The organism is Enterobacter quasihormaechei (assembly GCF_004331385.1).
GTDB classification, from domain to species: domain Bacteria; phylum Pseudomonadota; class Gammaproteobacteria; order Enterobacterales; family Enterobacteriaceae; genus Enterobacter; species Enterobacter quasihormaechei.
In genome coordinates this window covers 12,611-25,696 of the sequence record NZ_SJON01000021.1, presented here as the reverse complement: position 1 = coordinate 25,696, position 13,086 = coordinate 12,611, and the positions used below count along the sequence as shown (strand labels likewise).

Sequence of the window (13,086 nt, the reverse complement as noted above, 5' to 3'; positions counted from 1 at the left end):
GATGGCTCCTTAAATTCCGTCGCGTTCCAGTGGGCAGCTCATGCAGCGCGCGCCGCCGCGACCGCGTCCCAGCTCGTCGCCGGGGATCGGCAGCACGGTGATGCCCGCTTTGTCGTACTTCTCGTTGGTCCAGACGTTACGCTCGTAGCCGATCACCACGCCCGGGCGGATGGTCAGGACATTATTGGCGTCGTTCCACTGCTCGCGTTCGGCTTCAAAGGCGTCGCCGCCGGTGGTGATCAGGCGGACCTGGTTAATGCCGAGGGCTTTCTCAATGGCGTGCAGCAGGTCGGTTTCTTGCGTGCGCAGCAGGCCGCCGCGTCCGTCCGGGGTGAGCGTCCAGCACTGGGCGTCTTTGCGCACCACTTCCGGATAGACGGAGAAGGTGTCCACGTCGATGTGGGTCATCACCGTGTCGAGGTGCATGCAGGAGCGGTGTTTTGGCAGCTCAACGGCAATCACGCGTTCGGCCTGACGGTGTTTAAACAGGCTGTTGGCGAGGAACTCCACGCCCTGCGGCGTCGTGCGCTCGGACATGCCGATTAATACCGCCCCGCGGCCAATTACCAGTACGTCGCCGCCTTCTAAGGTGGCGTGGTCGTAATTAATATTCTCGTCGCCGAAATACTTAATAAAATCGCCGTCGGCAAATGCCGGGTGCCAGCGATATATCGCGCGCAGATTATTGGTTTCACGCTGGCGGGCGGGTTTCGCCATCGGGTTAATGGACACGCCGTTATAAATCCAGCAGGAGGTATCGCGAGTAAATAAATGGTTCGGCAGCGGCTTCATAATAAAATCATTCGCCGTGTGGGTATCCACCACCATATTTTTAATGGCTGCCGGAATTTCGCCGTAGGTTAATCCCCCGCTTAATCGCCGCGCCAGTTCGCGGTGCGGCATATCCGCCAGCCAGCCGCGCACGTCGCCGGCAAAGGTTGGACCGAGGCGATAGTCGGAAATTTGTGTTTCAAGGAGCCAGGCTTTTGCTTTTGCAATATCAAGCGTTTGCGTGAGCAGGTCGGTCAACAGCAGGACTTCCACACCCTGTTCGCGCAGCGTGTTTGCGAAGATGTCATGCTCTTCACCCGCCCGTTCAACCGACAGTACATCATCAAATAACAGCTCCTGACAGTTTGAGGGGGTTAACCGCTTCAGGCTTAAATTAGGGCGGTGCAGCATAACGCTACGCAATTGACCAATTTCAGAACCGACGTAATGCTTTTCCATAATTATTCCTTTAACTGTTTTTCAGAATAAAAAGGGCATGCGCCATGTGATGTGTTTAATTACATGGCGGCTAAGCTCAATTGATTTCGTGATTTATAGTAGGCGCTTAAATAACGGTTATTGTGACATTGCTCACGCGAAAACCGATATTAAGGCGTTTGTTTTCATTTGCATGATTCGCATCAGATAATGATTAAATTGTTATTACTGGAGGATGAATAGCTAAGCGGAAACGGGTGGCATTATTTGAGGTTGTTATTATTTTGTAGAATCACATATTTGGAAATATTTAGTTATATTGTTGATTTTAAACGATAAAATATCAAGGTGAGAATGGCTATGCAATTAATGCAATTAACTATTTTGGACTTAAGAAAAATCAATAAATAATTATGGCGTTATAAAGGAAATAACCAGAGTGATAAAGTGTGATGTGGGCGCAGGTTTTGTGATTTAGGCTGTACTTTCAATTATTTATATTGATTCAGTGGCGAGAGTCGGGTGAGGTTATGCATAACCACTGCATAAATGCCTGACTGCAATTAACAGCAAATTAACACATTTCCCGATAAACATGCGCTTGCGCAAAAGTTGCCTAAAAAGGGGTGGCGAGGAGAGAACAATTTTCGTATAAAAGATGGAAATGAAACGGTGTTTTAATTTGAGGGCTATACCATGATTGTGGGCAACATTCATCATCTCCAGTCCTGGCTACCAGAAGAACTGCGCCAGGCCATTGAGCACGTTAAGGCGCACGTTACCGACGCGACGCCGACCGGCAAGCACGACATCAACGGCGACCGCCTGTTTTATCTGGTGTCAGAAGACATGACCCAGCCGTTCGCCGAGCGCCGCGCCGAGTACCACGCGCGCTATCTGGATATCCAGATCGTGCTGAAGGGTCAGGAAGGGATGACGTTCAGCACCCTGCCGCACGGTACGCCGGACACCGACTGGCTGGCGGACAAAGACATTGCGTTCCTGCCGGAAGGCGAGCAGGAGAAAACCGTGGTGCTGAGCGAAGGGGATTTTGTGGTGTTTTACCCGGGCGAAGTGCATAAGCCGCTGTGCGCGGTGGGGGAGCCGGCAAAGGTCAGAAAAGTGGTTGTTAAAATGCTGGTGGAGTAATTCTTTACCCCTCACCCTAACCCTCGCCCCTTTGGGGAGAGGGCCGGGTGAGGGGTTAGCGGACAATATGTGATCCAGCTTAAACTTCCCGCACTCCCTCCTCATCTCTCATTTACCTCTCCTTTTTCTGCGTCATAGTATGATCGTTAAATTAATGAACGCTGTTCTATAATGTAGAACAAAATGATTCAACAAGGAGATCTCATGCCGCAGTCCGCGTTGTTCACGGGAATTATTCCCCCTGTCTCCACCATTTTTACCGCCGACGGCCAGCTTGATGAGCAGGGCACCGCCGCGCTGATCGACGATCTGATCGCTGCGGGCGTTGACGGCCTGTTCTTCCTGGGCAGCGGCGGCGAGTTCTCCCAGCTTAGCGCCGAAGAGCGTAAAACCATTGCCCGCTTTACTATCGATCATGTCGATCGCCGGGTGCCGGTCCTGATCGGCACCGGCGGCACCAACGCCCGGGAAACCATTGAACTGAGCCAGCACGCGCAGCAGGCGGGCGCGGACGGCATCGTGGTGATCAACCCCTACTACTGGAAGGTGTCGGAAGCGAACCTGATCCGCTACTTCGAGCAGGTGGCGGACAGCGTCACGCTGCCGGTGATGCTCTATAACTTCCCGGCGCTGACCGGGCAGGATCTGACTCCGGCGCTGGTCAAAACCCTCGCCGACTCGCGCAGCAATATTATTGGCATTAAAGACACCATCGACTCCGTCGCCCACCTGCGCAGCATGATCCTCACCGTTAAAGCCGCTCATCCGCACTTCACCGTGCTGTGCGGCTACGACGATCATCTGTTTAATACCCTGCTGCTCGGCGGCGACGGGGCGATTTCGGCCAGCGGCAACTTTGCTCCGCAGGTGTCGGTGAATCTTCTGAAAGCCTGGCGGGATAAAGACGTGGCGAAAGCGGCTGAGTATCATCAGACCCTGCTGCAAATACCGCAGATGTATCAGCTGGATACGCCGTTTGTGAACGTCATTAAAGAGGCGATCGTGCTCTGCGGCCGCCCGATTTCCACGCACGTGCTACCGCCCGCGTCAGCGCTGGACGAGCCGCGTAAGGCGCAGCTGAAAACCCTGTTACAACAGCTCAAGCTCTGCTGAGCCGGACGATAACGATGACCATTGAAAAAATTTTCACCCCACAGGACGATGCGTTTTATGCGGTGATTACCCATGCAGCGGGGCCGCAGGGCGCGCTGCCGCTGACCCCGCAGATGCTGATGGAATCCCCCAGCGGCAACCTGTTCGGCATGACGCAGAACGCCGGGATGGGCTGGGACGCCAATAAGCTGACCGGCAAAGAGGTGCTGATTATCGGTACTCAGGGCGGTATTCGCGCCGGGGACGGGCGCCCGGTTGCGCTGGGCTACCACACCGGGCACTGGGAGATCGGCATGCAGATGCAGGCGGCGGCGAAGGAGATCACCCGCAACGGCGGGATCCCGTTTGCGGCCTTCGTCAGCGATCCGTGCGACGGGCGCTCGCAGGGCACGCACGGCATGTTCGACTCTCTGCCGTACCGCAACGACGCGGCGATCGTGTTTCGTCGTCTGATCCGCTCCCTGCCCACGCGCCGGGCGGTGATCGGCGTAGCCACCTGCGATAAAGGGTTGCCCGCTACCATGATCGCCCTGGCTTCGATGCACGACCTGCCGACCATTCTGGTGCCGGGCGGGGCGACGCTGCCGCCGACCGTGGGGGAAGATGCGGGTAAGGTGCAGACCATCGGCGCGCGCTTTGCCAACCACGAGCTCTCCTTGCAGGAGGCCGCCGAGCTGGGCTGTCGCGCCTGCGCGTCGCCGGGCGGCGGGTGTCAGTTCCTCGGCACGGCGGGCACCTCGCAGGTGGTGGCGGAAGCGCTGGGGCTGGCGCTGCCGCACTCCGCGCTGGCGCCGTCCGGGCAGGCGGTGTGGCTGGAGATCGCCCGCCAGTCGGCGCGGGCGGTGAGCGAGCTGGATAACCGCGGCATCACCACGCGCGATATCCTCACCGATAAAGCCATCGAAAATGCCATGGTGATCCACGCGGCATTCGGCGGTTCCACGAACTTACTGCTGCACATTCCGGCCATCGCCCACGCGGCGGGCTGCACTATTCCGGACGTAGAGCACTGGACGCGCGTCAACCGCAGGGTGCCGCGCCTGGTAAGCGTGCTGCCCAACGGCCCGGACTATCACCCGACCGTGCGGGCGTTCCTCGCGGGCGGCGTGCCGGAGGTGATGCTCCACCTGCGCGATCTCGGCCTGCTGCACCTGGATGCCATGACCGTCACCGGCCAGACGGTGGGCGAGAACCTCGACTGGTGGCAGGCGTCTGAGCGCCGTAAGCGCTTCCGCCAGTGCCTGCGCGAGCAGGACGGCGTGGAGCCGGATGACGTGATCCTGCCGCCGGAGAAAGCTAAAGTGAAAGGGCTGACCTCGACGGTCTGCTTCCCGACGGGCAACATCGCGCCGGAAGGTTCGGTGATCAAGGCCACGGCGATCGACCCGTCGGTAGTGGGGGAAGATGGCGTTTATCGCCACACCGGCCGGGTGCGGGTGTTCGTCTCGGAAGAGCAGGCGATCAAGGCCATCAAGCGGGAAGAGATCCGGCAGGGCGATATCATGGTGGTGATCGGCGGCGGGCCGTCCGGCACCGGCATGGAGGAGACCTACCAGCTCACCTCCGCGCTGAAGCATATCTCGTGGGGCAAAACGGTGTCGTTAATCACCGATGCGCGCTTCTCGGGCGTGTCGACGGGCGCCTGCTTCGGGCACGTGTCGCCGGAGGCGCTGGCGGGCGGGCCGATTGGCAAGCTGCGCGACAACGACATCATCGAGATTGCCGTTGACCGCCTGACATTAACAGGCAGCGTGAACTTTATCGGCACCGCAGATAACCCGCTGACGCCTGAGGAGGGCGCACGCGAGCTGGCAGGGCGGCAGACGCACCCGGACCTGCACGCCCACGACTTTTTGCCGGACGATACCCGGCTGTGGGCGGCGTTGCAGTCGGTGAGCGGCGGCACCTGGAAAGGCTGTATTTATGACACCGATAAAATCATCGAGGTAATTAACGCCGGTAAAAAAGCGCTCGGACTATAATTATTTTGTGAAATAAAACCGTCTGCGGAAAATAATCCGCGGACGGCTTTTTCGTGTCTGTAATTTATTATTTAAAACAACGGCTTGAGATATATCGTTGGCGTCACAAAAGCAAAATAACGTAATTCAGAAATAAGATATGACCATTGCTGGTTAATTGAGCAGCTCATTACACTCCATTAACACGATGTTGTAATTCAGCACACTACCAAAGGGTGTAATTCTGATGACGCAATTAACCATGAAAGACAAAATTGGCTACGGGCTGGGTGACACCGCCTGCGGCTTCGTCTGGCAGGCCACGATGTTCCTGCTGGCCTATTTCTACACCGATGTGTTTGGCCTGTCGGCGGGCATAATGGGCACGCTGTTTTTAGTCTCTCGCGTGCTCGACGCCGTGACCGACCCGCTGATGGGGCTGCTGGTAGACCGCACCCGCACGCGGCACGGCCAGTTCCGCCCGTTCCTGCTGTGGGGCGCCATCCCGTTTGGCATCGTCTGCATGCTGACCTTCTACACGCCGGACTTCTCCGCGCAGGGCAAAATCATCTACGCCTGCGCGACCTACATCCTCCTGACTCTGGTTTACACCTTCGTTAACGTCCCGTACTGCGCCATGCCGGGAGTGATCACCGCCGACCCGAAAGAGCGTCACGCCCTACAGTCCTGGCGTTTCTTCCTCGCCGCGGCGGGCTCGCTCGCCATCAGCGGCATCGCGCTGCCGCTGGTCAGCATCATCGGCAAGGGGGATGAGCAGGTGGGGTATTTCGGCGCCATGTGCGTGCTGGGGCTGACCGGCGTGGTGCTGCTCTACGTCTGCTTCTTCACCACCAAAGAGCGCTACACCTTTGAGGTGCAGCCGGGCTCGTCGGTGGCCAAAGATCTCAGGCTGCTGCTGGGCAACGGCCAGTGGCGCATCATGTGCGCGTTCAAGATGATGGCGACCTGCTCTAACGTGGTGCGCGGCGGGGCGACGCTCTACTTCGTGAAATACGTGATGGATCACCCGGAGATGGCGACGCAGTTTTTACTCTACGGCAGCCTCGCCACCATGTTCGGCTCGCTCTGCTCGTCCCGCCTGCTGGGCCGATTCGACCGGGTCACCGCCTTCAGGTGGATCATCGTCGCCTACTCGCTCATCAGCCTGCTGATTTTCTTCACCCCGGCCGAGCACATCGCGCTGATTTTCGCCCTTAACATCCTGTTCCTGTTCGTCTTTAACACCACCACGCCGCTACAGTGGCTGATGGCCTCTGACGTGGTGGATTACGAGGAGAGCCGCAGCGGGCGTCGCCTCGACGGGCTGGTGTTCTCGACCTACCTGTTCAGCCTGAAGATTGGCCTGGCGATTGGCGGGGCGGTGGTGGGCTGGATCCTGGCCTGGGTGAACTATTCCGCCAGCAGCAGCGTGCAACCGGTTGAGGTGCTCACCACCATCAAAATTCTGTTCTGCGTGGTGCCGGTGGTGCTCTACGCGGGCATGTTCATCATGCTGTCGTTCTACAAGCTCACCGATGACCGCGTGGAGGCCATCAGCCAGCAGCTGATCAAACACCGCGCGGCGCAGGGCGAGGCCGTACCCGACGCCGCGACAGCCGCATCCCATTAACCGGAGGCAACATGGAAATTACTAACCCGATCCTGACCGGCTTCAACCCGGACCCGTCCCTGTGCCGTCAGGGCGAGGACTACTACATCGCCACCTCCACCTTCGAGTGGTTCCCGGGCGTGCGTATCTACCACTCCCGCGACCTGAAAAACTGGTCGCTGGTCAGCACCCCGCTGGATCGCGTGTCGATGCTGGACATGAAGGGTAACCCGGACTCCGGCGGCATCTGGGCGCCGTGCCTGAGCTACGCCGACGGCAAATTCTGGCTGCTCTATACCGACGTGAAGATTGTCGACTCGCCGTGGAAAAATGGCCGCAACTTCCTCGTTACCGCGCCGTCCATCGAGGGGCCGTGGAGCGAGCCGATCCCGATGGGCAACGGCGGGTTCGATCCATCCCTGTTCCACGACGACGATGGGCGTAAATACTACCTCTACCGACCGTGGGGGCCGCGTCACCACAGCAACCCGCACAACACCATTGTGATGCAGGAGTTTGATCCGCAGACCGGAACGCTCTCGCCCGAGCGCAAAACCCTGTTTACCGGCACGCCGCTCTGCTACACCGAAGGGGCGCATCTTTATCGCCACGCGGGCTGGTACTACCTGATGGTTGCCGAGGGCGGCACCAGCTACGAGCACGCGGTCGTGGTACTGCGTTCCAAAAATATCGACGGGCCGTACGAGCTGCACCCGGACGTAACGATGATGACCAGCTGGCACCTGCCGGAGAACCCGCTGCAAAAGAGCGGCCACGGCTCGCTGCTGCAAACCCATACGGGAGAATGGTATATGGCCTACCTCACCAGCCGCCCGCTGCGTCTGCCCGGCGTGCCGCTGCTGGCCTCCGGCGGGCGCGGCTACTGCCCGCTGGGGCGCGAGACCGGCATCGCCCGCATTGCGTGGCGCGACGGCTGGCCGTACGTGGAAGGCGGCAAACACGCGCAACTAACCGTGCCCGGCCCGCAGGTGGCGGAGCAGCCCGCAGTCGCTCAGGGTAACTGGCGGGATGATTTCGACGGCAGCACGCTTGCTCCTGAATTGCAGACCCTGCGCATTCCGTTCGACGACACCCTCGGCTCGCTCACCGCCCGCCCGGGCTACTTACGGCTCTACGGCAACGACTCGCTCAACTCGACTTTCACCCAGTCGACCGTGGCGCGCCGCTGGCAGCACTTCACCTTCCGGGCCGAGACGCGGATGCAGTTCTCGCCGGTTCACTTCCAGCAGAGCGCGGGGCTGACCTGCTACTACAACAGCAAAAACTGGAGCTACTGCTTTGTGGATTACGAGGAGGGGCAGGGGAGAACCATCAAGGTGATCCAGCTCGACCACAACGTGCCGTCGTGGCCGCTGCACGAGCAGCCCATTCGGGTGCCGGAACATGCGGAGAGCGTCTGGCTGCGGGTGGACGTGGATACGCTGGTCTACCGCTACAGCTACTCGTTTGACGGCGAGACGTGGCACGCCGTGCCGGTGACGTATGAGGCGTGGAAGCTGTCGGACGATTACATCGGCGGGCGTGGCTTCTTTACCGGCGCGTTTGTGGGGCTGCACTGCGAGGACATCAGCGGCGACGGCTGTCACGCGGACTTCGACTATTTCACCTACGAGCCGGTATAGCCCAGCGCGCGTGAGAGCTCGAGCCCGGCCTGCTGAAGCTCCTCGCGGAAGCGGGCCAGTTCGGCGTCGTCCACGCGGGAGGTGAGCGTCGACAGGCTCAGGGCGGCAATCACGCGGGATTCGTGGTTCCACACCGGCACCGCCACGCAGCGCACGCCCTGCTCGTTCTCTTCGCTGTCCAGGGCATAGCCCCGCTCGCAGGTCTGCGCCAGGGCGGCCATTAAGGCTTCACGAGAGGCGAGGGTGGAAGGCGTAAAGGTGGTGTACTGATAGCCCTCCAGCAGGGCGTTCAGCTCGGCCTCGCCCAGCCAGGCAATCAACACCTTGCCGATGGCGGTGGCGTGAACCGGCAGGCGGCGGCCGATGCGCGAATAGGCGATGGCGGCCAGCTTGCCTTCAATTTTCTCGATATAGACCCCTTCACGCCCGTCCAGGATCCCCAGATGGGTGGTCTGCCCGGTCCGCTGTGACAGCTCCGTCAGCCAGCCTTTCGCCTTCTGGCGGATATCGATGGAGCCCACGACAAAATGACCGCGCTCGACCAGCTTCATGCCGAGGCGATATTTCCCGTTCTCCGGATTCTGATCGATATAGCCGTGAAGCTGGAGGGTTTTCAGCAGCGAGTGGAGGGTGCTCTTGCTCAGCCCCATCAGTTTGCTGATGTCGGTGATCTTAAGCTCGGTGGCCTGCTCGTTGAACAGGTCGAGGATCTGCAACGCACGTTCAACAGACTGAATAATCGGCATAATGCTGGCATGTCCACGCTGGAATGAAGGCGAAAACGTACCTTTTTCGGGGTGAAAAATCAATGAAGGGGAGCCGGTTTGCCCGGCGGCGCTTCGCTTGCACGGGCCTACGGGACTTGTAGGCCGGGTAAGCGCAGCGCCACCCGGCGGGAAAGGCGGCTATATTTTTGATGGGTGGCATCAATTGTTGTCCCGTGCGGCCACAGACTGGATTTTCCAGATTCCATCTTCTTTAACCATGCAATCAATGACTGTGTGCTGAGTCTTTTTGCCAAAGGTGATATTCACGTTTACACAAACTGGATCTGAATCATAAGAATCAATAGCCACATTCTCAGCCCAGTCCTCGCCGATATACTGCGATTTCATAAAAAAATCGGCCTCGTAAAACTCAGCGTCGGCATAACGGGGATCGGCTGCATGACGTAATTTTTTCATGGTGCTGGCCGTAACGAACTTATCGATTTCATTTCCCTGTTGGATGGGATAACGATCGTTGTTCACTTGTTTGACGTACCAACGATTGAACTCAAGGGCGCGCTGCATCGGTATCTGAAAATCTTCGGCCCCCAATGCTGCTGTGCTGAATAATACAATTAAGATGAGCTTATTCATATTAATAATGCCTGTATAAGGTGACGGCTGGCTGGAGTTGGCGATAGGTTGGCCCCGGGTACAGTGTTCTCTGTTTAAAATCTGAATACCAGGTTCCAGCGCCATCGTAAATACAGACATGCCCGTACTGATTCGGGCCGGGCAAGGCATCAATCACCGCGATATCCCCCTCTATGGGGGTGCCATAGACTTTTGTGAACCCTGCTTTTTCAAGAGAACGCCAGAAATCCTTAGCGTTTGCCCCTTCGATTTTAAGCCCTCCGGCTCGAATGGCGGCGGCGATTGCTCGAGCGCAATAGTGTCCTGTATGGGTTAGTGCGTGGCTACGGGCGTATGACACAGCTTCATGCTTATTCCATGACATAAAAAATCCTTATTAACGAAATGCAGCAATAAGGAAATATTACGCCGATAATATAAAATGTTTTGTAATGGATAATGTCCCAATATTAACCGTTATCTATCCAATAAATAATGGATAATGAAATTATAAATATATATTATGATTGATGGATATCTGTGGGGTGTATCAGGAAAATAATTTTTTATGCCAAAAGACTGGAAATGATTATCTGCTGAGAAATAATTCAGCAGATAATCACCATCTCAAAATGGGAGAGAGGATCACTCCCCAAGCGTCGCCACCATCACCGCCTTAATCGTATGCATCCGGTTTTCCGCCTGGTCAAACACAATGCTCGCCGCCGACTCAAACACCTCGTCCGTTACCTCCATCCCGCCATGCAGATCGAACTCCTTCGCCATCTGCTTGCCGAGCGTGGTCTGGTCGTCATGGAACGCGGGCAGACAGTGCAGGAACTTCACGTTCGGGTTGCCGGTCAGCGCCATCATCTGCGCGTTCACCTGATACCCCCGCAGCAGCGCAATCCGCTCCGCCCACTTCTCTTTGGCTTCGCCCATCGACACCCAGACGTCGGTATAGATAAAGTCCGCGCCCTTGACGCCCGCCGCCACGTCTTCCGTCAGAGTGATTTTGCCGCCGTGCTTTTCCGCCAGCGCGCTGCACTCCGCCACCAGGCTCTCTTCCGGCCAGCAGGCCTTCGGGGCCACCAGGCGCAGATCCAGCCCGGTCAGCGCCGCCGCTTCCAGCATCGAGTTGCCCATGTTGTTGCGCGCGTCGCCCGCGTAGACCAGCGTCATCTCGTTAAACGCCTTGCCCGGCAGGTGCTCCTGCATGGTCAGCAGGTCTGCCAGCAGCTGCGTCGGGTGGAACTCGTTGGTCAGCCCGTTCCACACCGGCACGCCCGCATACTGCGCCAGCGTTTCGACGACGTCCTGGCCGTGACCGCGATACTGAATGCCGTCGTACATCCGCCCGAGAACCCGCGCGGTGTCTTTAATTGACTCTTTATGCCCAATCTGGCTGCCGCTCGGCCCTAAATAGGTGACGCGTGCGCCCTGGTCAAATGCGGCAACTTCGAAAGAGCATCGTGTACGGGTCGAGTCTTTTTCGAAGATGAGCGCGATGTTTTTACCGGTAAGCTTCTGTACTTCCTTGCCATTTTTCTTATCGGCCTTGAGCTGTGCGGCAAGAGTCAGCAGAGAAGTGAACTGTGCAGGGGTAAAGTCGAGCAATTTCAGAAAGTGTTTCTTGTACAAATCGGCCATTTTATCCTCGCATGGCGAACGCCACGTATTGAATTAAAATTCACTTTATATGTGTAATTATTCATTTGCAACCCCGTTTTACAAATCTTTCCAACAAAGGTGGAGGCAAACCCATCCGTGTGTGAAAATAGAAGTATCTGCCGCACTTTAAAGAGGATTGAGCCATGGCAAACCCGGAATTACTGGAAGAGCAACGCGAAGAGACGCGTCTGATTATTGAAGAACTGCTGGAAGACGGTAGCGATCCGGACGCGCTGTACACCATCGAACACCATTTCTCTGCGGACGACTTTGAAGCGCTGGAAAAAATGGCCGTGGAAGCTTTCAAGCTGGGTTACGAAGTGACCGAGCCGGAAGAGCTGGAAGTGGAAGAGGGCGACACCGTCATCTGCTGCGACATCCTGAGCGAAGGCGCGCTGAAGGCGGAGCTGATCGACGCGCAGGTAGAACAGCTGATGAACCTGGCCGAGAAGTTTGAAGTGGAATACGACGGCTGGGGAACCTATTTCGAAGATCCGAACGGTGAAGACGGCGAAGAAGGCGACGACGAAGATTACGTCGACGAAGACGACGACGGCGTGCGTCACTAAGCGTTTCAGGCGGTGGCGCGCGCCACCGCTTTTTTCAAGGCAGAACCATGGATTACCCGCAGATACTCGCCCCCGTACTCAACTTCCTCCAGTGCCCGACCCCGCAAGCATGGATTGATAAAGCCCGCGACCCGGCGAACCTGCCGCTGCTGCTCACCGACCACATGGTGTGCGAGCTCAAGGCCGCTCAGACCGCGCTGCTGCTGGTGCGTAAATACGTCGCCGACGAAAGCGGTGCCGACGCGCTGCTCGAGTGGCTCAAGCCCTACGAACAGTTCACCTTTCGCGACGGTCCGGAGCCGGATTTCATCGCCCTGCACAAGCAGATTGGCAAAAGCGTAATGCCCAAAACCGACGACCCGTGGGGCCAGGCGCTCATCGACAGCATGGTACTGCTGATCAAAGAGGAGCTGCACCACTTCTGGCAGGTGCGCGAGGCGATGCTGGCGCGCGACATTCCGTACGTCAAAATCACCGCCAGCCGCTACGCCAAAGGGATGCTGAAGGAAGTGCGCACTCACGAACCGCTGACGCTGATCGACAAGCTCATCTGCGGCGCCTACATCGAAGCCCGCTCCTGCGAACGCTTCGCCGCGCTGGCCCCGTTCCTCGACGACGACTTGCAGAAGTTCTATCTCTCGCTGCTGCGCTCGGAAGCGCGCCACTATCAGGATTACCTGACACTGGCCCAGCAGGTAAGCGACGACGATATCTCACCGCGCATACAGCATTTTGGCGAAATTGAGGCCACACTTATCTCGACACCGGACCACGAGTTTCGCTTCCACAGCGGCGTGCCGGTGTAAACCGGCATAACGCAAG

Annotated in this window: 13 protein-coding genes; 7 read left to right on the top strand and 6 right to left on the bottom strand. The window is 57.7% G+C overall.

The window, feature by feature from the left end; genetic code table 11:
* Positions 1-9: 9 nt before the first annotated feature.
* A complete protein-coding gene (gene arcA, locus E0L16_RS19835) occupies positions 10-1,230 on the bottom strand; it encodes an arginine deiminase (protein WP_131637998.1) in 1,221 nt (406 codons plus the stop codon).
* Positions 1,231-1,905: 675 nt separating this feature from the next.
* Between arcA and E0L16_RS19830 the strand changes: the two genes are divergently transcribed.
* From E0L16_RS19830 to E0L16_RS19810, 5 genes are all read left to right on the top strand, one after another.
* Positions 1,906-2,358, top strand: coding sequence for a YhcH/YjgK/YiaL family protein (locus E0L16_RS19830; RefSeq protein WP_131637996.1), 453 nt, complete (start codon positions 1,906-1,908; stop codon positions 2,356-2,358).
* Positions 2,359-2,562: 204 nt separating this feature from the next.
* Positions 2,563-3,471 carry a 2-keto-3-deoxygluconate aldolase gene (yagE, locus tag E0L16_RS19825; RefSeq protein WP_131637994.1) on the top strand — a complete coding sequence of 303 codons (909 nt, stop codon included), beginning with the start codon at positions 2,563-2,565 and terminating at the stop codon, positions 3,469-3,471.
* Between the two features lie 14 nt (positions 3,472-3,485).
* Positions 3,486-5,453, top strand: a complete 1,968-nt coding sequence (gene yagF, locus E0L16_RS19820; protein ID WP_131637992.1) for a xylonate dehydratase YagF — start codon at positions 3,486-3,488, stop codon at positions 5,451-5,453.
* Positions 5,454-5,679: 226 nt separating this feature from the next.
* Entirely contained in the window at positions 5,680-7,062 is a 1,383-nt protein-coding gene (locus E0L16_RS19815; RefSeq protein ID WP_131637990.1) for an MFS transporter, read from the top strand.
* A gap of 11 nt (positions 7,063-7,073) precedes the next feature.
* The gene (locus E0L16_RS19810; protein ID WP_131637988.1) at positions 7,074-8,684 is read left to right on the top strand and encodes a glycoside hydrolase family 43 protein; all 1,611 of its coding nucleotides are present in this window, start codon (positions 7,074-7,076) and stop codon (positions 8,682-8,684) included.
* Here E0L16_RS19810 and xynR read toward each other — a convergent pair.
* From xynR to argL, 5 genes are all read right to left on the bottom strand, one after another.
* Positions 8,669-9,430, bottom strand: a complete 762-nt coding sequence (gene xynR / locus E0L16_RS19805; protein WP_131637986.1) for a DNA-binding transcriptional repressor XynR — start codon at positions 9,428-9,430, stop codon at positions 8,669-8,671. The two genes, E0L16_RS19810 and xynR, sit on opposite strands and share 16 nt — an antisense overlap.
* Before the next feature lie 180 nt (positions 9,431-9,610).
* Positions 9,611-10,045, bottom strand: a complete 435-nt coding sequence (locus E0L16_RS19800; protein WP_131637984.1) for a DUF3828 domain-containing protein — start codon at positions 10,043-10,045, stop codon at positions 9,611-9,613.
* Between the two features lies 1 nt (position 10,046).
* Positions 10,047-10,409, bottom strand: coding sequence for a hypothetical protein (locus tag E0L16_RS19795; RefSeq protein WP_047742969.1), 363 nt, complete (start codon positions 10,407-10,409; stop codon positions 10,047-10,049).
* A 260-nt stretch (positions 10,410-10,669) separates the two neighbouring features.
* Positions 10,670-11,674 carry an ornithine carbamoyltransferase gene (gene argF, locus E0L16_RS19790; protein WP_063450855.1) on the bottom strand — a complete coding sequence of 335 codons (1,005 nt, stop codon included), beginning with the start codon at positions 11,672-11,674 and terminating at the stop codon, positions 10,670-10,672.
* Positions 11,644-11,739, bottom strand: a complete 96-nt coding sequence (argL, locus tag E0L16_RS22255; RefSeq protein WP_242672237.1) for a putative translational regulatory protein ArgL — start codon at positions 11,737-11,739, stop codon at positions 11,644-11,646. Before argL ends, argF begins: the two co-directional genes overlap by 31 nt.
* A gap of 99 nt (positions 11,740-11,838) precedes the next feature.
* Here argL and rraB point away from each other — a divergent pair, with 99 nt between their 5' ends.
* Both rraB and miaE read left to right on the top strand, forming a co-directional pair.
* Positions 11,839-12,264 (top strand): ribonuclease E inhibitor RraB, encoded by a 426-nt coding sequence (gene rraB / locus E0L16_RS19785; protein WP_017694625.1) that lies wholly within the window; start codon positions 11,839-11,841, stop codon positions 12,262-12,264.
* A gap of 47 nt (positions 12,265-12,311) precedes the next feature.
* Positions 12,312-13,070 (top strand): tRNA isopentenyl-2-thiomethyl-A-37 hydroxylase MiaE, encoded by a 759-nt coding sequence (gene miaE / locus E0L16_RS19780; RefSeq protein WP_131637982.1) that lies wholly within the window; start codon positions 12,312-12,314, stop codon positions 13,068-13,070.
* The last annotated feature ends 16 nt before the right edge of the window (positions 13,071-13,086 follow it).